This is a genomic window from Nonomuraea sp. NPDC003707, from assembly GCF_053587055.1.
In genome coordinates this window covers 418,825-441,080 of sequence record NZ_JBSFNK010000001.1, presented here as the reverse complement: position 1 = coordinate 441,080, position 22,256 = coordinate 418,825, and the positions used below count along the sequence as shown (strand labels likewise).

Here is a 22,256-nt window from a genome sequence, read left to right as displayed (position 1 = left end):
TTCCGTCGTGCGCATTGTCCTGGCCGGGCTGGCCACCAGCCATCCGTACACCGACGCCCACACCCTGGCCCGCCACGCGGACCTGGTGGTGTGGGAGCAGGACCCCGAGCGGCTGCGGCGCTTCACCGGCCAGCACCCGACGGCGAAGGTGGCCGGCAGCCTCGGCGAGGCGCTGGCCACCGGGCCCGACGGCGTGGTGCTGACCGTCCCCAACCCGCAGGTGCCCGAGGCGCTGGCCCGGGTCCTGGAGACCGGCGCCCCCTGTTTCGTGAACAAGCCGGCCGCCGCCAGCCGGGTCCAGCTCGACGCGCTCGACCGGCTGGCGATCGGCGACCGGGTGCTGTCGAGCTCGGTGCTGAGGTTCGCCCCCGCGTTCGCCGGGGTCCGGGTCGATCCCGGCGAGGTGCTGGCCGTGCGGGCCACCGTACGGCACGACGTGGGGTTGTGGGCCGACGGCTACAACGCCTGGCAGGACACGCCCGGCGAGGGCGGCGGGACCATGGTGACCATGGGCATCCACGGCGTCGAGCTGCTGGTCGCCCTGCTGGGGCCGGACGTGCGGCTGGTGGGCGCCGCCGGGGCCAAGCGGCACTACCAGGGCCTGCGCTCCGAGGACACCGGCGTGATGGCGCTGCGGTGGGGGAGCGGCGTCACGGGGACGGTGGAGATCCTCGGCGTCTCCGAGGGTGAGGCCTACACCGTCACCGTGCACAGGCGCGACGGCTCCGAGTCGATCGTGATCGAGAGCGGCGACGACCCGGTCAAGGGGCTCGGGTACGAGGGGACGATCGACGCGTTCCTCTCCATGGTGCGCGGCGCGCCCAGCCCGGTGCCGTGGGAGCAGACCAGGGCGATCCTCGATGTGCTGGTCACAGCCCGTGAGGTCGCCTGACCCAGTTGTGCGTACCCGTTGACAGCCGAAGTCTGCGACAGTTACGGTCTGGACCGTAAATAACAGACGGAGGAGATGCCCGCGTGCGCACGACAGCGGAACTCGAGGAGCGACTGGCCCGGCCCAGCGCCGGGCTGGTGGACGATCTCAGCGGGCTCGACGGCGACATCCTGATCCTGGGCGCCGGCGGCAAGCTGGGGCCGAGCCTGGTACGGCTGGCCCTCAACGCCACGAACGGGGACCGGCGGATCATCGCGGTCTCGCGCTTCTCCGAGCCGGGGCTCGCCGAGTCGCTGGCCGAGGACGGCGCGACGGTGGTGTCCGCCGACGTGGCCGACGAGCAGGCGCTGCGCGACCTGCCCGACGCGCCGAACGTGGTCTTCCTGGTCGGCGCCAAGTTCGGCACGCAGGGGCGTGAGCACGCCACCTGGTTCACCAACGCGTACCTGCCCGGGAGGGTCGCCGACCGCTTCCGGCACAGCCGGATCGCCGCCCTGTCCACCGGGAACGTCTACCCGCTCGTCCCCGTCGCCGGCGGCGGCAGCACGGAGGACTCCCCGACGGGGCCCGTGGGCGACTACGCCATGAGCTGCCTGGGGCGCGAGCGGGTGCTGACGCACTTCTCCGAGACGTACGGCACGCCGCTGTCGCTCGTCCGCCTCAACTACGCGGTCGAGCTGCGCTACGGCGTGCTCATCGACCTGGCGCAGAAGATCCTCGCCGGGGAGCCCGTCGACCTGTCGACGGGCCAGGTGAACGTGGTCTGGCAGGGCTACGCGAACGAGGTCACGCTCCGGTCGCTGGCCCTGGCCTCCGCGCCGCCGTACCTCCTCAACGTGACCGGGCCCGAGCTGCTCTCCGTGCGGCGGATCGCCCTGGACCTCGGCGCGGCGCTGGGCAAGGAGCCCGTGTTCACCGGGGAGGAGGCGCCGACCGCGCTGCTGTCGAACGCGGGGCGCTGCCACCGCCTGTTCGGCTACCCCGAGCTCACGCCCGCCGAGCTCATCGAGCACACGGCGCGATGGGTGGCCGACGGCGGGCCGCTGCTCGGCAAACCCACCAAGTTCGAACGCCGTGACGGCCGTTTCTGACCGGCTCCGGCACCCTACCCACCACTCTGCCCGCCCACACCGACAAACACCAAGGGGGACCTCACGTGCTCAGCACGGCTCCACAGGCGCAGACGTCCGTTCGTGACCTGTTCAGGCGCGGCCTGGTGATCCCGGCGCACCCGCTCGCGCTCACCGAGGACAGGAAGCTGGACGAGCGCCGCCAGCGGGCGCTGACCCGCTACTACGTCGAGGCGGGCGCGGGCGGGCTGGCGGTGGGCGTGCACACGACGCAGTTCGCCATCCACGGCACCGGCCTGCTGCCGCCCGTGCTCGAACTGGCGGCCCGCACCGCCAAGGAGGTCGAGCGCGAGGTGGTGCTGGTGGCCGGGGCGACCGGGCCCACCGCCCAGGCGGTGGCCGAGGCGGAGCTGGCCAGGTCGCTCGGCTACCACATGGTGCTGCTGAGCCCCTACCGGGAGCTCGACGAGAACGCCCTCATCGAGCGGGCCAGGGCCGTGGGCGAGGTGCTGCCGGTGATCGGCTTCTACCTGCAGCCCGCGGTGGGCGGGCGCACCCTGTCCCGTGACTTCTGGACGCGGCTGGCCGCCGTGGAGTCCGTCGTCGGCATCAAGGTCGCGCCCTTCGACCGCTATCGCACGCTGGACGTGCTGCACGGCGTCGTACGGGCGGGGCGGGCCGGCGAAGTGGCGCTCTACACGGGCAACGACGACCACATCCTGGCCGACCTCATCACCTCGCACCGGGTGGTCGTGGACGGGCGCGAGGTGGAGGTCGAGTTCGTCGGCGGGCTGCTCGGGCAGTGGGCCGTGTGGGTGCGGCGGGCCGTGGAACTGCTTGAGGAGGCCAAGCTCGCCCGGGGCGGGGACGACGCGGTGGTACGGCGGCTGCTCACGCTGGACGGGCACCTGACGGATGCCAACGCGGCCATCTTCGACTCGGCCAACGGGTTCCATGGGTGCATTCCGGGCATCCACGAGGTGCTGCGGCGGCAGGGGCTCTTGGCGGGGCGGTGGTGCCTGGACCCGGCGGAGGAGCTTTCACCGGGGCAGCTCACGGAGATCGACCGGATCTGGGGCGCGTATCCGTGGCTCCGGGACGACGACTTCGTCTCGGCCGGGCTCGACCGCTGGCTCTCCTGACCCCATGCCCCTCCTCCCCGCCACCCCCACGCCCGCCGCCGCTGCGTCTGGCCCGTGGGGGTTGGAACTGTTCGTTGAGGAAGGCATTCCCGTGTACACGAGGTCGCTTGAGTGAGTGTTTGCGTTGACAGTTTGAAACGGTGCGTGTACGTTGCGTGTGCGATCTGGTGCGCACGATGCGGTGTCGGCTTCCGGGGCCCCCGTTCCACCGGTGCGATGGGCCGGGGCCTCCCCGGCTGCCTCTGGCCGCGTCGGTGTGGCCCAGGTCGTCAGGGAGCCTGCCGCTCTGGATCGGACCGCACGCGGGACGTGCGTCGCCGCCCAGGGTTGTACGTGGGGGACCAGTGCGCCCAAGACCGTTCGGGGCGTGCCGCTGCGTGGGACTCACTCCCGCTCGGCGTCGAGGAACGGTCAGAGGGTCAGGCGGTAGAGGGTCAGGGGGCGGCCGCTGGAGCCGCTGGTGAGGTTGCCGGTGCGCTCCGCCAGGCCCGCGAGCTCCAGCCGATGAAGCATGCGCCGGGCCGTGCGCTGCTGGACGGCCAGCCGTTCGGCGATCTCCCGGGTCGTCAGCGGCTCGTCCCCCGCCGCCGCCCGCGCCTCCAGGAGCTTCTCCAGCGTGGGCACCGACAGGCCGACGCGGCGGGCGATGACCGACAGGTTCTGCGCCCCCGTGGGCGCCGGGGTGACCGACTCCAGGACGATGTCCGTGTCCGCCCGCAGCGACAGGACCGCGGCCACCTCGCCGATCCGGCGGGCCCTGGCCAGGGCGCGGCGGGCCAGGCTCTCGGCCTCCGCCGCGCTGCGGCCCAGGCCGAAGCCGACGCGTACGACGTCGTTCTGGCCGGCCAGCCGCGCCAGCATGGGCAGCCCGGTGAAGCCGCCCGTGGCGTCGTGGAGCGGGCCGCGGGTCGTCACCAGCAGGTGCGTGCCGCCGCGGAAGGCCGCCAGGGTGCCGCCGAGCGCCGTGGCCTCGCGCAGCAGGCCCTCCTCGTTGGCCACCTCGACGAGCCCGATCGCGATCTGGGCGTCCTCCTGCGCCTGGCCCTCGGCGGTCAGCATGAGCTGGCGCAGCGCCACCCGTACCGAATGGACGGAGGGCACCAGGCGCAGCACGTGGCGCTCGTCGCGCAGGGCCTCGTGCACGGAGCTCAGGCAGGTGATCACCGCGTGCGCGGGCCCCTTCCGGTGGAAGGTGACGGCCTTCTTGGAGGTCATCTCCGGCCGGTACGGCAGCGTGCGCAGATCGCCGGTGGGCAGCCCGGCCTCGGCGAACGTGGTCTGGACGTCGGCGGCCGACAGCGTGTCGATCGACAGCCGGGTGATGTCCTGGCCCTCGTGCTGGAGGCGTACGAGGGCGCTGAGCAGCGTCGCACCCGAGTAGTCGACGAACGCCGCCGGGCGGGTGAGCGCGTCGGCGTCACGCGAGAGCATGTAGGGCACTATGCCGGTGAACAGCCACCCCTCCACGGAGGAGGCGTGCGCCTCGACGATCGCGGGCGCCTGAGACTCGTGGTCGTAGTCGAGGCGCAGCGTGCTGACGCCCGGCTGCTCCTCGCAGACGGCCGCGACGTCGTCGACCAGGTCGTGCGGGCCGACGACCCCGATGACGATTCCCACCCACGCCTCCCTCTCGCTATTTTCGGTCAAGACCGCAATCATATCTTGTGAGGTGCCCGGTGAAGTTCCCGTCCATGGCAGAAGCGGACGGCCGTACGCTCGGCGACGAGGAGGTGGCCGCCGCCGAGCGGGTGATCCGCTCGGGCATGCTCAACTCCGTCTGGGGGACCGAGGCGCGGGCGCTGGAGCGTGAGATCGCCCGAGTCTACGGCTCCCGTCACGCGATCACCTGCAGCTCCGGCACCGCGGCCCTCCACCTGTCGGTCGTCGCGGCCGCGCCGGACCCCGGAGACGAGATCATCACGACCCCGATCACGGATTTCGGGACCGTGGCCCCCATCTTGGCGCAGAACGCCGTCCCTGTCTTCGCCGATGTGGATCCCTCCGACGGCAATCTCGATCCGGACGCGGTGGCCGCGCTCATCGGCCCCCGTACGAAGGCGATCATGGCGGTCCACCTGTTCGGCGCGCCGGCCAGGGTCGGCGAGCTGCGCGCGCTCGCCGACGAGCGCGGCCTGACGCTGATCGAGGACTGCGCGCAGGCCTGGCTGACCGAGCTGCCCGGCGGCGGGCTCGCGGGCACGGTGGGCCAGGTCGGCTGCCTCAGCCTGCAGCAGTGGAAGCACATCACCTGCGGCGACGGCGGGGTGGCGATCACCGACGACGACGAGCTGGCCAGGCGGATGCGGCTGTTCTCGGACAAGGGCTGGGATCGCGCGGCCGGCCGGTCGCACGCCGCCTTCGGGATCAACTACCGCATGACCGAGCTCCAGGCCGCCGTGGCACGCGCTCAGCTCGCGAAACTCCCCGGCGTTGTCGCGGCCCGCCGCAGCACGGCCGGACTGCTCCTGGACGCGCTGAAGGGCCTCCCAGGGGTGCGCCTGCCGCGCCCGGACGGCCACGCCTGGTGGTTGTTCCCGATCGTGTGCCCGGACGGCGACGCGCCCGAGCTGGCCGCCCACCTGGCCGCGGCCGGGATCCCGGCGCGGGCCGGCTACCTCGCCGAGCCGCTGAACAGGGCGCCCGTGTGGGACGCTGCCATCTACGGCTCCTCCCGCTATCCGCTCGAGGACTACCGGCCCAACCCCTGCCCGCAGGCGGAGCTCATGGTGGACCGTACGCTGCTGGTCATCGACTGGAACGAGGCCTACACCCCCGAGCACGTCGAGCTGATCGCCCAGGAAATCACGAAATTTCGGGCTCGACCGTAGTTACGTTCATGTATCAGGGATTGACCCGGTCAAGACGCGCTCATTAGGTTTCGGTCAGGACCGGTATTAGTTGAAAGGAAGCCGCCGATGAAGAAGGCAGCGGCAGTCGGCCTCGCGGCCGCCCTGAGCCTCGCGGCCGCCGGGTGCGGATCCAGCAGCGGCTCGGACAAGAGCACCGTGACCCTGTGGATGTATCCCGTCATCGGAGACCAGGCCAAGGCCCAGGCGTTCTGGGGCAAGGTGGAGAAGGACTTCGAGACCGCCAACCCCACGATCGACATCAAGATCGACCAGCAGCCCTGGGAGGGCCGCCAGGAGAAGGTCACCACCGCACTGGTCTCGAAGAAGGGCTTCGACCTGGTGGTGCTCGGTCCCGACCAGATCCCCCAGTACGCCCAGCAGGGCACGGTCGAGGCGGTGGACGACATCGTCGCCCCGGCCAAGTCCTCCTACCTGCCCAACTCCCTGGCCGCTCTCACCGTCAACGGCAAGCTGTACGGCGTGCCGATCTACCAGACGATCACCGCGCCCATCTACAACAAGAAGCTGTTCGCCGACGCGGGCGTCGAGAAGGTGCCGGAGACGCTGGCGGAGCTGAAGGAGGCCGCGCCCAAGCTGGCCGCCAAGAAGGTCGCCGTACTGGACTACCCGGGCAAGCCCGACGTCAGCCTCAACCAGAGCTTCTACCCGATCCTGTGGGCCAACGGCGGCACGGTCTTCTCCGCCGACGGCAAGAGCGTCGCCTTCAACGGCCAGGAGGGCGTGGCCAGCCTGCAGTTCCTGCTCGACCTGAAGGCCGTGGGCGGGCTGCCGGAGAACACCGCGAGCAAGGCCAACGACATCGAGGGCGGCCCGCTGGCCGCCGGCAAGACCGCCATGTACCACGCGGCCACCGCGGGCATGGCCGACCAGCTCGGCGCCGCCATCGGTGCCGACAACGTCGGCATCGGCCTGCCGCTCGAAGGGACCAAGCGGGTCGCGTTCGGCATCCCCGGCGCCCTGGTGCTGGCCAAGCACTCCGAGAGCAAGGACGCCGCCAAGAAGTTCGCCACCTACCTGGCCTCGCCCGAGGTGTCCGGCGGGCTGGCCAAGGAGTCGGGCTTCTTCCCCGCCCGCACGGACGTGACCGTGCCCGACCAGTCGGCGGCCTCCAAGGAGTTCGCCAAGTCCCTGCAGTACGCCTTCCCCGGCGACACCCACCCCAAGGCCCGCCAGGTCATGGGCGTGCTCGCGCCGCACATCCAGGCGGCGCTGCTCGGCAAGGAGGACGCCAAGACCGCGCTCGACGCGGCCGCCAAGGAGGCCAACCAGCTGCTCGGCACCGGCTGAGCCCCCGCACACCGCCAGAAAGGAAACACCTGGTGCGCCAACGCCTGCGTGACCCGGTCACCGGCCTGCTGTTCGTGCTGCCCGTGCTCGTGCTGTTCCTGATCTTCCGGATCTTCCCGTCGCTCGGCGCGGCGGGGATGAGCCTGACGAACTGGAACATCGGCGGCGACTGGGAATTCATCGGCACGGACAACTACGCCCGGCTGCTCGACGACGTGAACTTCTGGTTGAGCCTGCGGGTCACGCTCGTGTACGTGGCGATCTACGTGCCGCTCACGCTGCTCGTCGCGCTCGGCACGGCGCTGCTGCTCAACCAGGTGGTCTTCATGCGCGGGCTGTTCCGCGGCATGCTGTTCCTGCCGTACGTGACCAGCTTCGTACTGGCGGGCATCATCTGGCGCTGGATCTACGAGTTCGACGGGCTGATCAACGGCCTGCTGGCCAAGGCGGACCTCGGCCCGGTGGCGTTCCTGGAGCAGTCGGCCGTGATCCTGCCCGCGCTGGCCGTCGTGTCGGTGTGGAAGGGGTTCGGCTACTCGATGCTGATCCTGCTGGCCGGGCTGAAGTCGATCCCGTCCTCCTACCTGGAGGCGGCCACGGTGGATGGGGCGAGCGCGTGGCAGCGGTTCCGCAGGATCACGCTGCCGCTGCTCAAGCCCACGATCTTCTTCGTCGTGGTGATCGAGACGATCAGCGCCTTCCAGACCTTCGACACCGTGTACGTGATGACGGGCGGCGGCCCGGCCAGGGCCACCTACACGCTCATCTTCGGCATCTACGACCACGGCTTCCGATCGTTCGACTTCGGCTACGCCGCCACGTGGGGCATGGTGCTGTTCGCGATCGTGCTGATCGTGTCGCTGGTCCAGCGCCGCTTCCTGGATCGGGGGAACACAACATGACGATCACCGCGTCCCGGCCCGTCACCGAGGTGCGGACGGCCCGCGCGGCCCGCCGCCGGTGGTGGCGGGGCAAGTGGCCGCTGGCCGCCCTGCTCGCGGTGCTGTCCGTGCTGACCGTGAGCCCGTTCGTGGCGATGTTCATCGTGGCGCTCTCGCCGGCGGGCCGGCCGACCGTGCCGGCCCGGTGGCCGGACTCGCTCACGCTCGACAACATCGCGCGGGTGCTGGAGTCGTCGGGGTTCGTCACGTGGACGATCAACTCGCTGATCTACGCCGTGGTCTCCGTGGTGATCATCCTGCTCACCTCGTCCATGGCCGGGTACGCGTTCGCCAAGAAGCGCTTCCCCGGCCGCGAGGCCATGTTCTGGACGTTCCTCGCCACCATGATGGTGCCGTTCCAGGCCACGCTCATCCCGACGTTCGTGCTGGTCAACAGCCTGGACGGGGTGGACACGTTCTGGGGCCTGATCGTGCCGACGCTGGCGAACTCGCAGGCCGTCTTCCTGATGCGGCAGTTCATCCTGGGGCTGCCGGACGAGCTGTTCGACGCGGCCAAGGTCGACGGGGCCTCGGAGTGGCGGGTCTACTGGACGATCGTGGTGCCGCTGACCAGGCCGATCCTGGCGACGCTGGGCGTGTTCGTGTTCCTGTGGCACTGGAACGACTTCCTGTGGCCGCTGGTCGTCGGCCAGAGCGACGCCACCCGTACGCTGACCGTCGGGCTGACCACGCTGCGGACCGAGGAACTGCAGTTGTCGGTGCTCATGTCCTCGGCGGCCGTGTCGGTGGTGCCGTGCCTGCTGGTGTTCTTCCTGCTGCAGCGGTACCTGGTCAACAGCATCGCGATGACCGGCCTGAAATAGGGTCGTGCGGGTGGACATCGCTGTACGAAACCTTCGTGACCGGCTCCGCGGCGCGCTGATCCCCGCCGCGGCCACCCCCATGACCGCGTCCGGCGAGGTGGACCTCGACCTGGTCTCCCGTTACCTCGCCGGTCTGGTGGCCGACGGCGCCACCGGCCTGGCCGTGCTCGCCCACACGGGCCGCGGCCCGTACCTCGCCCCCGACGTCCGCGCCGCCGTCATCGAGCGCGCGGTCGCCTGCGCCGGTAAAGGGGGAGTCCCGGTGCTGGCCGGCGTGGGCGGCGGGGCGGAGGACCCGGCGGCCCAGGCGCGGGTGGCGGCCGAGCTGGGCGCGGACGGCGTGCTCGTCTTCCCGTCGGAGGGTGACCGGGTGGCGCTGCACGAGGAGGTGTGGCGGGCGGCCCGGCTGCCGATGATCGCGTTCGACCTCTACACGCGCCCGTGCCCGGCCGGAACGCTGCGCGAGCTGCTGGCGCATCCCGGCGTGGCGGGGCTGAAGACGGCGCTGCTGTCGGACGCGATGGGCTGCCAGCGCGCCATCGCGCTGGCCAGGGAGGCGGACCGGCTGGCGATCACGGGGGAGGACCGCATGTTCGGCCCGTCCCTGCTGTGGGGGGCCGAGGCGGCCCTGGTCGGCATCGCCGCGGCGAGCGTCGGGGTGACCGCCGCGGTCCTGGAGGCGTTCGCGGGCAAGGACCTGCGCGCGTTCGAGGAGGCGTCCGGGCGGCTGGACCGGCTGGCGCAGGTCACGTTCACCGAGCCCATGGAGGGCTACGTGCAGCGCATGCTCTGGCTGGCCGCCGCCGAGGGGCGCGTGCCCGAGACGCATTCCCATGACCCGTACGGCCCGCCCCTCCCGGCGGAGGAGCGGGCCGTGATCGTCGCGATGAGCCAGGCGGCTCATTAGCGGCCGGCGATGGCCACCCGGACGAGGTTGCGGGCGCGCACCGCGTACAGGGCCCGGCGGGAGGGGTCGAGCGCCAGCTTGGGCTCGCCGCCGAACCACTGCCCGGCCAGCCCTTCCACGATGGCCTTCGACGTGAACGCGACCAGGTCGATCTTGTAGATCGAGCCGCCGTCCGTGCAGTACGCCACCCGGCCGGTGACGAACAGCTCGCCGCCCTTCGTCCCGACCTTGATCGTCCTGGTGACCTTCCTGCTCCGCAGGTCGAACTCGAACACCTCGCCCGTGCTCGCCATCCCGTACAGGGTGCCGTTCCTGCCGAGGGCGAGCGAGGAGATCATGCGGGCGCCGGGGATCGGCTCCAGCTGCCAGAGCAGCTTGCGCGTGCGCAGGTCGAACGCGGCCAGGCGGGCGGTCGTCGTGACCGGCGGCAGGCCGAGGCCCTCCTGGATGAGGGTGCCCAGGTAGGCGACGCCGTGCCGGGCGACGACCGAGTAGACGGTCTGGCGCTCGACCACCGGCCGGTAGGTCTCGTACGTGCCCTTCCGGGGCGAGTACAGGGAGAGCGCGCCGTTCATGTGGCCGGGCTCCGGCTGGGTGGGCATCACGATCAGGCCCGTCGTGGCGTCGTAGGCGAGGTCGCGCGGGCGGTCCTGCTGGTTGCCGGTGCGGGCGATCAGGTCGGCCTCGGTCTTCCCGCGGCGGTGCGCGTACAGGGCCGCCTGGGTGTAGATGCCCAGGTACGTGGTGTCGCCGACGGTGAGCAGCGTCTTCGGCTCGCCCGAGATGCCCAGCCGGGTCACCTTGCCGGTCTCCAGGTCGTGGACGTCGGCGCCGCCCTTGCCGCCGACGTAGACGCGCCGGCCGTCGGAGTGCACGGACATCGGCTCCTCGGGTGCCGCCTTGAAGCCGCGCTGGACGAGGTTGACGTAGTCGAGCGAGCCGGTCGCCGGGTCGTAGACGAAGACCGCGCTGTCCTGGATGCCGTAGATCCGGCCCTCGTGGGCCAGGATGCGGTGGGTCAGGGCCTCGAAGTAGGGGACGCCGAGGACCTCCAGCTTCTCCGTGGCCAGGTGGTAGCGGTAGAACGTGCCGGAGGGGCGGCCGGCGAAGTAGACGTACCCGTCGTGGATCAGGACCGCGACGATGTACTTCTCGCCGGCCGCGGTGGCCTTGACGACCTTGTAGTTCTGCGGCGCGGCCTTCTCCAGGACGAGCAGCTCGCCCAGCGAGTTCATGCCGCCGGCCAGGTGGGTCTCCGACATGCCCATGCTGGAGACCCAGTCGCGGTCGGCCACGGCGGACGGCAGGAGCTCGCGCTTCTCGCCGGTCCTGCGGTCGATCGCGATCAGGTGGGCGTTGGCGCCGATCCCGGCGTACACGTACGTGTCGTCGGCCTGGATGCTGCGGACGTACGCCTCGCCGGGGGCGGGCTGGCCCAGGTCGCGGCTGGTGCCGGTGGCCGGGTCGTACTCCCAGACGCGGCCGGGCTCCGACGTGCCCAGGTAGACCTTGCCGTCGGGGGAGGAGGCCATGGTCCAGATGTAGTGGTCGGGGTATTCGGCGACCTTGGTGACCTGGCCGGCGATCGTGTCGATCTTGTACAGGTCGGATCTCGCGTGGGTGCCGACGTAGACGTCGGTGCCGACCTTGCACATCGCCCAGATGCCCACGCCGGTCGGGATGTCGAAATGGGTCGTGACCGAATCCTGGCCGAGGTCGAACGCGCCGACCACGTTGGGCGACAGGCCGCGCGAGCCGGCGTAGAGCACGCCGCCGACGAACTCGCCGTTGCCCAGCGGGCTGGCGACGCTCGCCGGCCCCAGGTCGGTGAGGGTGCCCTCGGGCTGGGCTTTTTGGTGGGTCGCGGCGCGGGCCGGCGTGGTCGTGAACGTGGCGGCCGCCGTGGTCGCGGCGGCCGCCTGGAGGAAACGACGGCGGGGGATCATGCGCGGGCTCCCTTGGTGAAGTTTGGGCCGCACGCTATAACGGGCTAGGCCGTAATGTCCAGAGCGAAGAGCTCCGCGGCGTTGCGCCAGGCGATCCGCTCGGCGGTCCCACCGGTGAGCCCCGCCGCCGCGACCGCCCCGAACGCCGACGAGGGGTCGATCAGCGTCGCGTCGGTGCCGAACAGCAGCTGCGCCGGGTCCACGGCCGCCACCACCTCCGCGATGCGGCCGGCGGGGAAGTGCGACCAGCAGGGCTCCAGGTAGAGGCGGTCGCAGGCGTTCGCGGCCTCGACGGCGTACCGGAACCCGTCGGCTCCCATGTGCCCGGCGATCACCCGCAGGTCCGGGATGTCCGCGCAGACCTCCGCCAGGGCCAGCACGGATGTGCCCCAGGTGTGCACGAGCGCGGGCCGCCCGGTCGCGGCCACCAGCGTGAGTGCGTCGCGGAGCTGGGCGGAGCCGACCGGCGAGCCCGTGTAGTCGGTGTGGATCTTGACGCCGACGAACCGGCCGCCCGGCAGGTGCGCCGCCAGGTCCGCCTCCGCCTCGCGCAGCCGGCGCGGGTTGACCGTGACGTAGCCGAGCAGGCGGTCCTGCGTCTCCAGGTAGGAGGCGAGGGCTCGGTTGCCGGCGGCGGCGTCGTAGATGACGGCCTCGGTGGCGGAGACGATCGCGCGGTCGATGCCGTAGCGGTCCATGGTGGCGAGGTTGGCCTCGGCCACGTCCATGGTGAAGAACCACGGGCCCCAGTGGGCGTGCACGTCGATGATCATGACTGTGGCCTCCTCAGGAGCCGTTCCGCGTTGCCGCCCGCCACGGTGGCGATCTCCTCCGGTTTCAGCCCGCTGGTGGCCAGGCGCAGGAGGGGTACGAGCGGCTCGTAGTGGGGGGCGCGCGAGCCGTACAGGAGGCGGTCGGCGCCGAGTTCGGCGGCGGCGAGCTCCAGCGCGTCGGGGGAGTTGAGCAGGCGGGTGGAGGTGTGGAAGCCGGGCTCGTCCGCGGCGGCCACCAGGAAGTCGCCCAGGTGGTAGAAGTGCGTGTCGAGGAAGACCACGTCGGCCCCGAGCCCTGCGAAGGGCTGCCAGAACCTGCGCACGTCGCCGCCGGTGAGCACCACCAGGCCGAGCCGGGCCGCCCGGCGCGCGACGTGCCTGACGGACGGGAAGCCCGCCTCGACGCCCTGCTCGTCGGGGAACAGCCGGACGGCCCGGACGCCTCCGGCGGCCAGCCGCTCCAGCTCGCGCGCGGCGCCGATCGGGTCGCGCAGGTCCACGGCTCCGACGGGGACGACCTCCGGGGCCGCCCGCGCGATCAGCTCGTCCTTGCCGGACCGCACGCCGATCAGCTCGTCGTTGCCCGAGCGCACGTCGAACAGCGCGGCCCGCAGGCTCGCCACCGCCGCGGCCCTGATCCGGTGCTCGCCCAGCAGCCGCAGCACCTGGTCCGGGGCGCCGGGCGGGCCGTCGCGGTCGGGGTAGGCCCCGAACAGCACGTCCACGTCCAGCGCCACCTCCAGCCCGCCGACCAGGCGCCACGCGTCGAACGGAATACCGGACCCATCCTCAATCGCCATGCCGCACATCATGCCATTGACGAACTGTGCTTATAAAGTTACGGTCTGGCCCATAATTGCTCAGCAATGAACGCGAGGTGCGCCCATGCTCCGATCCCTCCTGGTAATCCTGTCGGCGCTCTTACCCGCGCTCCTCACCGGCCCGGTCGCGCGGGCGGCGACGGCCTGTGACACCCCGGCCGTGGAGCGATTCGGCCCTGCGTCGGTCACCGGCGCCATCGTGGGCGCCTCCGTGCTCGACGGGCACGCCTACGTGGTGACCCGCGGCCTGAAGCCCCCCGTGCTGGCCGACATCGACCTCGCCACCCGCAAGGTCGTCAGGAGCGTCACCCTGCCCGACGGCCCGGCCGCCGGTGAGCCCGAGGGCGCCTGGGCCACGGCCGTGTCCGGCGGCAAGATCTACGTCGGCACCTACCCGGTGCCCGACCTCTACAGCTTCGACCCGGCCACGGGCGCCGTGGAGCGGCTGGCGTCGTTCGGGAAGAACGGCGGCTTCGTCTGGAGCCTCGCCGCCGCGCCCGACGGCACCCTCTACGTGGGCACCTACCCGGACGGCCGGGTCCGCGAGTACGTGCCGGGCACGGGCGCGGTGCGCGACTTCGGCGTGCTGGTCCAGGGAGAGCGGTACGTGCGCGCGGTCGCCGCCGACGCCACCTACGTGTACGCGGGGCTGCTCGACAAGGGCCGGCTCGTCCGGATCACCCGGGCGGACGGCACGGTGAAGGAGCTGGCCGCCGCCCCGACCGGCATCGGCGCCGTCGCCGTGCACGGCGACCGGGTGCTGGCCGCCGCCGGAGACACGCTGATCGACATCCGCTCGGACGGCACGGACGAGCGCCGGGCGACCCTGACCGGCGGCACGATCGACATGCTGACCGTGGCCGCAGATGACACCGTTTACGCCACTTCCCGGCCCGATGGCGCCGTCCACCGCTACCGCGTGGGCGAGACCGCGTTCACCAAGGTCGCCGAACCGCCGTCCCCTGGCGACGAGACCAGACGGCTGCAGCAGCTCGACGACAACACGATGCTCGGCTTCTCGGGCAGCGGCGGCATGTGGTGGCTGGACCTGCGCACCGGCAAGTCAGAGTTCGTCGACCTCATCGACGCCGGCCTGCCCAGCGGCCCGGAGCGGCCGCAGAGCATGCTCGTCGTGCCCAACCGCGCCGTCTACATCGGCGGCCACTTCTCCATGGAGGTACGCGACCTGCGCACGGGCGAGAAGCGCAGGTTCCGGATGCCCGGCGAGCCGAAGGACCTCGTGCGGAAGGGCAACAAGATCTACGCCGCCATCTACCCGAGCGGGCAGATCGTCTCCGTCGACCTGCGTACGGACCGGGTGCGCAGCCTCGGCTACCTGGGCCACGGCCAGCAGCGCCCCTGGGACATCGAGTACGACCCCGCCACCGACAAGCTCGTGGTCGCCAGCGCCCCGCTCGGCGCCAAGCTGAACGGCGCGCTGTCCGTGATCGACCCCCGCACCGGCCGCATCGACGTCTACGAGGGCGTCATCCCCGACCAGAGCCTCATGAGCCTGTCGGTGGATCCCCGGGGCGGCGTCGTCTACCTGGGCGGCGACGTGCTCGGCGGGGGCGGCACCCCGCCGGTGAAGACGTCCGCGTCCGTGGCCGCCTTCGACCTGCGCGCCCGCAAGGTGCTCTGGCAGGTGGACCCGATCCCGGGGCACCGCACGTTCCAGGACATCAAGGTGCACGACGGGCTGCTGTACGGCGTCTACAAGCGCGACTCGGGCACCTGGATCGCCATGGACCTGGCCACCAAGGCAGTGGTGCGGCAGGGCAAGCTCTCCGGGTACGGCGAGCTGACCGTGCACCGGGGCAGGGTGTTCGCGTCCACGTTCTTCGGCGGCGGGAACGCGTACGAGCTGGGCACCGAGGCCAAGCTGCTGGCCACCGGGCTCGGCGACGAGTGGTACACCAACCCGCAGCTGCACTTCGAGCCCGGCTCCTGGCGGGCCTGGGGGCTCGTGGGCCGCGACCTGGCCAGGATCCGGCTCGATCCGCGCTGCCCGTCCTTGACCGTCACTCCGTAATCTCTGCTAGTTTCGGTCTGTGCCGAAATATGTGATCGATGCCCACCGGCTCATCGGTCCCGTGCCGTTCGACGACCTGCCGACGGACCCCCGGGACGAGATGGACCGGCTGGGCATCGGCCTGGCCTGTGTCACCCACACGCTCAGCCTTTACTCCGACCCGAAGGCGGGCAACGAGGCGCTGCTCGCGCTCGACGACCCCCGGTTCATCCCCGTCCCCGTCGTGGTGCCGGGGGCCGGGGAGCCGGACGGGCCGGACGAGGTGGCGGCATGGGGCGTACGGATGATCAGGCTCTGCCCCGAACGCCACCGCTTCGACCTCACGGGACCGTGGGCCCTGCGGTGGCTGGCCGAGATCGGCCTGCCCGTCGCGATCGACCTCGACGAGACCTCGCCCGCCCAGCTCGGCCACCTCGCCGAGCGCCTGCCCAAGCTGCCCCTGCTCGTCCTCAACCCCGGCTACCGCCGGTTGCGCGCGCTGGCGGAGCTGATGGCCGAGGCGCCGAACGTGCGGGCCGAGATCGGCACCGTCAACACCCAGGGCGGCGTCGAGTGGCTGGCGGCGCTGTTCGGGGCGGGGCGGCTGGTGTTCGGCACGGGCGCGCCGGTGTCCGACGACTGCGGCCCCCGCTTCCTGCTCGACCACCTCGACCTGCCCCAGAAGGACATCGAGCGGATCGCCGCCGGGACGCTGGAGGAGCTGCTGTGATCCTCGACGCGCACGGCCACGTCGGCACCTGGCCCGACTTCCTCATCCCCCATCCCACCGCCGAACACCTCGTGGCCGCGATGGACCGGATCGGCGTCACCGCGATGGGCATCAGCCACCTGCTCGCCGTCGGCCCCGACGCCGTGCGCGGCAACGAGCTGGCCATGGAGATCGCCGGGCGTTTCCCCGGCCGGTTCGGGGTGTGGCAGGTCTACAACCCGCACCACCGCACCCCGCTCGCCCGCGACGGCGTGTGGGGGGTCAAGCTCCATCCCGACGTGCACCAGTGCCGCCTGGACGACCCCCTGTACGAGCCGGTCTGGCGGCTCGGCCTGCCGGTCCTGGCGCACGGCCAGACGGACTCGCCCTGGAGCGACCCCGCCCAGTTCGCCGCCGTCGCGGCCCGGCACCCGCACGTTCCGCTGATCATGGGGCACACCGGGCTCTGGGCGTACGGGTTCGGCCGCGCGGCCCGTCTCGTGGCCGACCTGCCGAACGTCTACCTGGAGACGTGCGGATCGAAGATGACCGGCCGGTGGATCGCCCGGCTGGCCGCCCTGGCGGGGGCCGAACGGGTGCTGTTCGGCTCGGACGCCTGCTTCCTCGACCTGCGCACCGGCTACGGCCGCGTCGCCCTGGCCCCGCTCACCGACACCGACCGCGCCCTCATCCAGGGCGCCAACCTGGCCCGCCTGCTCGGCCACTCGTGAAGGCCCGCCCGTAAGGGCTCGCCCGTGAAGGTCCGCCCGTGAAGGCCCGCTCGCAAGGGCCCACCCGTGAAGGTCCACTCGTGAAGGGACGTCTCCCCGTGACGCTCGCCATCCACGGCGGCACTCCTGTCCGCTCGGCCCCCTGGCCCGCCTGGCCGCCGCCCCTCGACCCCGCGCAGCGCGAGCTCGTCACCAAGGTGCTCGAGAGCGGACTGTGGGGAGCCACGCAGGGCGGTTCCGTGGTGGCGGACCTGACCGGCGCGTTCGCCCGCCGCTCCGGCGTCCCGTACGGCGTCGCCGTGGGCAACGCCACGCTGGGCCTGTTCGCCGCGCTGCGCGGCCTCGGCGTGGGCAGGGGGGACGAGGTGATCGTCCCGGCGTACACGTTCGTGGCCTCGGCCACCGCCGTGCTGCTGGCCGGCGCAGTCCCCGTCGTCGCCGACGTGGACCCGGTGGACCTGCACCTGTCCCCGCGAGCCGTGCGGGACGCCGTGACCGGCAGGACCGCGGCGATCATGCCCGTGCACCTGGCGGGCAGCCCCGCCGACATGGACCCGCTCAACGATCTGGCCGCCCGGCACGGCCTCGCGGTCGTCGAGGACGCCGCCCAGGCGCACGGCGCCACGTACCGGGACCGTCCCGTGGGCGGTCTGGGCGACGCGGGGGTCTACAGCTTCCAGGCGAGCAAGGCGATGACCGCCGGCGAGGGCGGCCTGATCGTCTGCCGCGACCAGACCGTGCACGACCGCGTCTGGTCGGCCTGCAACGTCGGCCGCGCGCCCGGCGGCCGCTGGTACGGCCACCCGTCCGTCGGCTGGAACCTGCGCCTCACCGAGATCCAGGCGGCGCTCCTGCTGCCCTGGCTGGACCGCCTCGACGAGGAGATCGACCGCAGGAACGCCTTCTGCGCCGCCCTGGAGCGCGAGCTGGCCCACGTTCCCGAGGTGACCGTGGTGCCGCCGCCGGAGGGCACGACCCGCGACTCGCGCCACCTGCTCATGCTGCGCCTCGACGCCGGGGTGGACCGGGAGTTCGTGCTGGCCGCCATGGCCGCGGAGGGGGTGCCGCTCGACGCCGGCTACCCGCCGCTCGGCACGATGGAGGCCCTCACCGCCGAGGGCGCCCGCGTCGAGCCGTGCCCGGGCGCCGAGGAGGCCGCCAGGACCGTGGTGTGGGTACGCCAGGCCATGCTCATGGACGCCCCCGAGGCGGCCGGCGATGTCGCCGAGGCTCTCGCGAAGGTGCTCGCCAATTAGTTCCTTGGCCGTAATTCGTCATTGACGGCGAAACCAGCCTCATCTTAGGTTTCGGTCATGACCTTAATTAAGCGCATGCTGGCATGCAGCATGGCGGCCACCCTCGCCGTGCTCGGCGCCGCCGCCCCCGCGGTCGCGGCGGCGCCCCGTGTGGAGGATCTCGGCGTCCCCCTGGAGGACGTGCTGCTGATCGGCGGCGTGGTGGCGCCGGGCCCCGGCGGCCGGACCGTGCTGTGGGGCGCCTCGTCGGGCACCCCCGCCCACCTCAACGCCGTCGATCCCGCCACCGGCGCCGAGGTGGCCAGGTACGACCTGCCGGGCGCCGGCGGCTCCTGGGCCGTGGAGGCGACCCCGGACGGCAGCGTGTACGCGGGCACGTACGGCGACGGCCGCCTCTACCGCTGGGCGGACCAGGGCGGCGTCCAGGACCTCGGCCGCCCCCTGCCCTCGGAGAACTTCATCTGGTCCGTGGCCGCGGGCGAGGGCGCCACCGTCTACGGCGGCACCTCCCCGGGCGGCCGCCTGTTCGCCTACGACCCCGCGACCGGCGTGCGCGACTACGGCAAGCTCTCGCCCGCCCACGCCTACGTGCGCAGCGTCTCCTACGCCGACGGGAAGATCTACGCCGGCACCGAGGCCCCGGCCGCCGTCTTCGAGATCGACGCCGCCTCGGGCGCGACCAGGCAGCTCCCGACGCCCGACGGCCTCGACCCGGCGGGCAAGTGGGCGTACGACGTCAACGTCGCGGGCGGCTTCCTCTACGTCCGCTACGGCGGCGCGAGCCCGGGCCCGATGCACGTCTGGGACATCGCCGCCGGCCAGTGGACCGGCGCGCTCGACGCCGTACACGGCCTCGACGTCTCGCCCCCGGCCGCCGACGGCGCGGTCTACCTGGTCAAGAGCGGCGAGCTGGTCCGCTACGACCCCCGTACGCAGGCCACAACGTCGACCGGCCTGCCCTTCACCGGCCGGGTGGCCAACACGCGCGGCATCGGCTGGGCCGAGCTGGGCCTGCCGGACTATCCGGGGAAGAGCGTCGTCGGCCTGCTCTGGCGCGGGCTGATGTTCCGCTACAACCCGCAGACCGGCGCGAAGTCGTTCGTGCAGACGGCGGTCAGGGGCGAGCCCATCGACGTGACCGCGCTCGCGGAGGGCCCCGACCACCGCATGTACGCCGGCGGCTTCCTCAACGGCGGCTTCGCCGCCCTGGACCCGAAGACCGGAAAAAGGACGGAGTTTCACACGTTCTCGCAGAGCGAGGACATGATCGCGCACGACGGCAAGCTCTACGTCGGCGCCTATCCCGAGGCCAGGGTCTACGCCTACGACCCGGCGCTGCCGTGGAACAGCACCGAGTACTCGCCCAGCCCCGAGCCCGGCCCCGCGCCGAACCCGGCCCGGCTGTTCGACTTCGCCGCTGACAAGCAGATCAGGCCGCGGGCGCTGGTGTCGGCCGGCCGCTACCTCGCGGCGGGCACGATGCCCGACCTCGGCCAGCTCGGCGGGGTGCTCGCCGTGTGGGACCCGCGGACCGGGACGCTCAAGCACGCTCAGCGCAACGTCGTCCAGGACCAGAGCATCGTCTCGCTCGCCTACCGCGACGGCGTGCTCTACGGCGGCACGTCCATCTACAGCGGCCAGTCGGCGACGCCGCCGACGCAGCCGGAGGCCAAGCTGTTCGCGTGGTCGGTGAAGGCGAACCGGCTGCTGTGGGAGATCGTGCCCGCCGCGGGCAAGCCGGCCGTCCCGGCGCTGACGTTCGACGACCGGGGAAGGCTGTGGGGGATCGCGGGCGGCGAGGTGTTCGCGGTCGACACGACCGCGCGCAAGGTGGTCTCGCGCGTCACGCTGTCGGACAGCAAGAGCGCGAGCGGGCAGCTCGCGTACAACCGGCGCGACCGCACCCTGTACGGCGCGCACGCCGGCCAGGACGTCTTCTCCCTCGACCCGCGGACCGGACGGCACGCGGTGCTGCGGCAGGGACCCGTGCACCAGCTCGCGGTGCACGGGTCCGGGGATGTCTACTTCGCCGAAGGGCCGCGCCTGTTCCGGCTGACCCGTCAGCAGACGCGGTAAGTGGAGAAGTTCTCGAAGCGTGAGAGGTAGAGGTGGCCGTCGGGGCCGAGGATCAGGTTCGAGATCGGGCGGGCGATGAGCGCGAGCGTCATCGTCCCCGGATCGATCCGGTACGCCTTGCCCTGCACCTTGCCCCACAGGTAGCCCTTGTGGAAGACGAGGTTGGTGTCCAGCCAGACCTGCGTGGCGCTGGACCAGGCGTAGGTCTGGTGCTTCACGCTCCTGACGGTCCGCCCGGTGGCCGGGTCCAGCTCGAACAGGGTGTCCGGGGTCAGCCCCCACAGCCGCCCGTCGCCGTCGAAGGCGATCGAGCCGAGCGCCAGGTCGCCGGGCACGGGGGTGGACTGCCACTTGAGCGAGTCCGTGGCGATGTCGTACGCGAACGCCACGGCGTCGCCCTGCGGCGTGCTGGTGCCGCCGAAGGCCGAGGTGGCGCCGTACACGACCCCGTCGCGGTAGGCCAGGCCGATGATGCTGTGGCCAGGGACGATGTCCCGCCTGATCACGGTGCGGCCGGTGGCGGGGTCGAGCAGGCCGAGCGCGCCGCCGTGGGTGCCGGCCTTGGGCACCGTGCCGAACGCCAGCCGGTCGCCCGCCGAGATCATCGCGAAGGGCCGGTCCTGCTCCTGGCCGCCGAGGTCCAGCAGCAGTTTGGGCGCGGTCCCGTCGAACTCGTAGATCCGGGCGCCGGGGTAGACGCCGAGGTAGAGCTTGCCCTTGTGGGTGACGATGCCCTCGCTCTGGCCCACGTTCGGCCAGTTCTGGGACTGGCCCGTTGAGGGGTCGTAGGCGGCCAGGCCGCCGGTGAAGAACCCGCCCGCGTAGACGCGGCCGTCGGGGCCCGTGCCGAGCGAGCGGATGCTGACGGGCTGGCCGGTCAGCGCGCCGTCGAGCAGCCGGCCCTGCCCGGTCCTGCGGTCGAACTGCCAGATGCGGCCGGTGGAGCTGGTGCCGACGAGGGTGTGGCCGAGCCAGCCGAGCGGGCGGGCGGCGCCCTCGCCGTACCCGGTGAAGCCCAGCCTGGTGATCTTCCGGGTCCTGAGGTCGTACTTCACGAGCTCGTCATGCTGGAACAGGTAGAGGTCGTGGCCGCGCCTGCCGCCGCCGACGGTCAGGTTGTCGACGTCCTCCACGACGTCCTTCCACGCGCGCTTGCGCAGGTCGTACACGCCCATGGGGTTGGCGCCGGTGGAGGTGACGAAGCGGACCAGCAGGTAGCGGCCGGCCACGTCCACGTCGTAGGCGTAGCCGCTGCCCTCGACGGGCGGGTCGATCACCCGCTCGACCGTGCCGGCGGGGGTGAGCACCGCGACCTTCATGCTGCGCGCGCCGACGCCGGCGTACACGGTGCCGTTCTCGCCGACGGCCAGGTCCCGGACGTACTGGTCGCCGGGGACCGGGCTGCCCAGGTCGGCGAAGGCGCCGGTCGCGGTGTCGTAGCGGAAGAGCTTGCCCGTGGGCGAGGTGCCGCCGTAGACGGCCGAGCCGTCGGGACTGGCGGCGACGGCCCAGACGAACGTCTCGGTCGCGATGGGGATGCCGAGCTCGCTCACCTGGTCGGTGGACGGGTTGTAGCGGAAGAGGCGGCCCATCGCCCCGGCGGTGGCGTTGTAGCTGCCGACGTAGACGGAGTGGTCGGGGGCGACGGTGACGGCCCAGGAGCCGAGCGCGAGCGGGAGCGGGCGTTCGGCGATCAGGCGGCCGTCGCGGGCGTCCCTGATCCCGAGCAGCGCCGGGCCGGAGGCGCTGGAGGTGACCGAGTAAACGCGCGGGCCCTGCGGGTGGCGGGCGTCCAGCGCGGTGCCGGCGGTGGTGGCGCCGGTCAGCGGGAGCGTGCCGAGGTTCTGGAAGCCGCACCCGGTGGGTGGGGCTGCGGTGGATTCGGCCTGGGCCGGAGCCGAGAGGGATAAGGCAACGAGGAGCGTTGCGAGGATGGTGCGCACGTACGACCTCCCAGAGCGATATAACGGGCTTGACCGTAATTGGCCGGAGGGTGCCGT

The 22,256-nt window shown here is 72.1% G+C and carries 18 protein-coding genes; 13 read left to right on the top strand and 5 right to left on the bottom strand.

All coding sequences use genetic code 11. The annotated features are described in order from the left end of the window. The first annotated feature begins 7 nt into the window (after positions 1-7). The 3 genes from ACWDRB_RS01975 (at position 8) to ACWDRB_RS01965 (ending at position 3,104) form a co-directional block, all read left to right on the top strand. Entirely contained in the window at positions 8-892 is an 885-nt protein-coding gene (locus tag ACWDRB_RS01975; RefSeq protein WP_449891491.1) for a Gfo/Idh/MocA family protein, read from the top strand. 83 nt (positions 893-975) lie between these two features. Continuing rightward, on the top strand, positions 976-1,983 hold the full coding sequence (locus ACWDRB_RS01970; RefSeq protein ID WP_449891490.1) for an NAD-dependent epimerase/dehydratase family protein: 1,008 nt from the start codon (positions 976-978) through the stop codon (positions 1,981-1,983). Between the two features lie 65 nt (positions 1,984-2,048). Then, complete coding sequence (locus ACWDRB_RS01965) at positions 2,049-3,104, top strand: dihydrodipicolinate synthase family protein (protein WP_449891489.1); 1,056 nt, start codon at positions 2,049-2,051, stop codon at positions 3,102-3,104. Between the two features lie 411 nt (positions 3,105-3,515). On the opposite strand, the gene ACWDRB_RS01960 is transcribed toward ACWDRB_RS01965, so the two are convergent. Then, positions 3,516-4,721, bottom strand: coding sequence for a hypothetical protein (locus ACWDRB_RS01960; RefSeq protein ID WP_449891488.1), 1,206 nt, complete (start codon positions 4,719-4,721; stop codon positions 3,516-3,518). 59 nt (positions 4,722-4,780) lie between these two features. Between ACWDRB_RS01960 and ACWDRB_RS01955 the strand changes: the two genes are divergently transcribed. The 5 genes from ACWDRB_RS01955 to ACWDRB_RS01935 all read left to right on the top strand — a co-directional run bounded on the left by ACWDRB_RS01955 (position 4,781) and on the right by ACWDRB_RS01935 (position 9,933). Beyond that, complete coding sequence (locus tag ACWDRB_RS01955; RefSeq protein ID WP_449891487.1) at positions 4,781-5,932, top strand: DegT/DnrJ/EryC1/StrS family aminotransferase; 1,152 nt, start codon at positions 4,781-4,783, stop codon at positions 5,930-5,932. 87 nt (positions 5,933-6,019) lie between these two features. Beyond that, on the top strand, positions 6,020-7,261 hold the full coding sequence (locus tag ACWDRB_RS01950) for an extracellular solute-binding protein (protein ID WP_350722563.1): 1,242 nt from the start codon (positions 6,020-6,022) through the stop codon (positions 7,259-7,261). A gap of 32 nt (positions 7,262-7,293) precedes the next feature. Next, on the top strand, positions 7,294-8,163 hold the full coding sequence (locus ACWDRB_RS01945; protein WP_449891486.1) for a carbohydrate ABC transporter permease: 870 nt from the start codon (positions 7,294-7,296) through the stop codon (positions 8,161-8,163). After that, positions 8,160-9,026 carry a carbohydrate ABC transporter permease gene (locus tag ACWDRB_RS01940; protein ID WP_350722559.1) on the top strand — a complete coding sequence of 289 codons (867 nt, stop codon included), beginning with the start codon at positions 8,160-8,162 and terminating at the stop codon, positions 9,024-9,026. The genes ACWDRB_RS01945 and ACWDRB_RS01940 overlap by 4 nt, the downstream gene beginning before the upstream one ends. Before the next feature lie 10 nt (positions 9,027-9,036). Then, on the top strand, positions 9,037-9,933 hold the full coding sequence (locus ACWDRB_RS01935) for a dihydrodipicolinate synthase family protein (RefSeq protein WP_449891485.1): 897 nt from the start codon (positions 9,037-9,039) through the stop codon (positions 9,931-9,933). Here ACWDRB_RS01935 and ACWDRB_RS01930 read toward each other — a convergent pair. The 3 genes from ACWDRB_RS01930 to ACWDRB_RS01920 are packed head-to-tail and all read right to left on the bottom strand — an operon-like array spanning position 9,930 to position 13,452. Beyond that, positions 9,930-11,879: a PQQ-binding-like beta-propeller repeat protein gene (locus ACWDRB_RS01930; RefSeq protein ID WP_449891484.1), complete on the bottom strand. Its 1,950-nt coding sequence runs from the start codon at positions 11,877-11,879 to the stop codon at positions 9,930-9,932. The two genes, ACWDRB_RS01935 and ACWDRB_RS01930, sit on opposite strands and share 4 nt — an antisense overlap. Positions 11,880-11,923: 44 nt before the next feature. Then, positions 11,924-12,652 (bottom strand): amidohydrolase family protein, encoded by a 729-nt coding sequence (locus ACWDRB_RS01925; protein WP_449891483.1) that lies wholly within the window; start codon positions 12,650-12,652, stop codon positions 11,924-11,926. Beyond that, positions 12,649-13,452 (bottom strand): amidohydrolase family protein, encoded by an 804-nt coding sequence (locus tag ACWDRB_RS01920; RefSeq protein WP_449891482.1) that lies wholly within the window; start codon positions 13,450-13,452, stop codon positions 12,649-12,651. Before ACWDRB_RS01920 ends, ACWDRB_RS01925 begins: the two co-directional genes overlap by 4 nt. Before the next feature lie 85 nt (positions 13,453-13,537). Between ACWDRB_RS01920 and ACWDRB_RS01915 the strand changes: the two genes are divergently transcribed. The 5 genes from ACWDRB_RS01915 to ACWDRB_RS01895 all read left to right on the top strand — a co-directional run bounded on the left by ACWDRB_RS01915 (position 13,538) and on the right by ACWDRB_RS01895 (position 20,256). Continuing rightward, entirely contained in the window at positions 13,538-15,505 is a 1,968-nt protein-coding gene (locus tag ACWDRB_RS01915) for a PQQ-binding-like beta-propeller repeat protein (protein WP_449891481.1), read from the top strand. Positions 15,506-15,524: 19 nt separating this feature from the next. Further along, complete coding sequence (locus ACWDRB_RS01910) at positions 15,525-16,214, top strand: amidohydrolase family protein (protein ID WP_449891480.1); 690 nt, start codon at positions 15,525-15,527, stop codon at positions 16,212-16,214. Beyond that, the gene (locus tag ACWDRB_RS01905) at positions 16,211-16,924 is read left to right on the top strand and encodes an amidohydrolase family protein (RefSeq protein ID WP_350722548.1); all 714 of its coding nucleotides are present in this window, start codon (positions 16,211-16,213) and stop codon (positions 16,922-16,924) included. Before ACWDRB_RS01910 ends, ACWDRB_RS01905 begins: the two co-directional genes overlap by 4 nt. Before the next feature lie 80 nt (positions 16,925-17,004). Continuing rightward, positions 17,005-18,180 (top strand): DegT/DnrJ/EryC1/StrS family aminotransferase, encoded by a 1,176-nt coding sequence (locus tag ACWDRB_RS01900; RefSeq protein ID WP_449891479.1) that lies wholly within the window; start codon positions 17,005-17,007, stop codon positions 18,178-18,180. Positions 18,181-18,237: 57 nt separating this feature from the next. Further along, positions 18,238-20,256: a hypothetical protein gene (locus ACWDRB_RS01895; RefSeq protein ID WP_449891478.1), complete on the top strand. Its 2,019-nt coding sequence runs from the start codon at positions 18,238-18,240 to the stop codon at positions 20,254-20,256. On the opposite strand, the gene ACWDRB_RS01890 is transcribed toward ACWDRB_RS01895, so the two are convergent. After that, positions 20,241-22,199, bottom strand: a complete 1,959-nt coding sequence (locus ACWDRB_RS01890; RefSeq protein WP_449891477.1) for a hypothetical protein — start codon at positions 22,197-22,199, stop codon at positions 20,241-20,243. The two genes, ACWDRB_RS01895 and ACWDRB_RS01890, sit on opposite strands and share 16 nt — an antisense overlap. Between the last annotated feature and the right edge of the window lie 57 nt (positions 22,200-22,256).

Coding starts and splice junctions, on each gene's coding strand:
- ACWDRB_RS01950 (WP_350722563.1), top strand. CDS start 6,020: ATGAAGAAGGCAGCGGCAGTCGGCCTCGCGGCCGCCCTGAGCCTCGCG.
- ACWDRB_RS01940 (WP_350722559.1), top strand. CDS start 8,160: ATGACGATCACCGCGTCCCGGCCCGTCACCGAGGTGCGGACGGCCCGC.
- ACWDRB_RS01930 (WP_449891484.1), bottom strand. CDS start 11,879: ATGATCCCCCGCCGTCGTTTCCTCCAGGCGGCCGCCGCGACCACGGCG.
- ACWDRB_RS01925 (WP_449891483.1), bottom strand. CDS start 12,652: ATGATCATCGACGTGCACGCCCACTGGGGCCCGTGGTTCTTCACCATG.
- ACWDRB_RS01920 (WP_449891482.1), bottom strand. CDS start 13,452: ATGGCGATTGAGGATGGGTCCGGTATTCCGTTCGACGCGTGGCGCCTG.
- ACWDRB_RS01915 (WP_449891481.1), top strand. CDS start 13,538: ATGCTCCGATCCCTCCTGGTAATCCTGTCGGCGCTCTTACCCGCGCTC.
- ACWDRB_RS01895 (WP_449891478.1), top strand. CDS start 18,238: ATGACCTTAATTAAGCGCATGCTGGCATGCAGCATGGCGGCCACCCTC.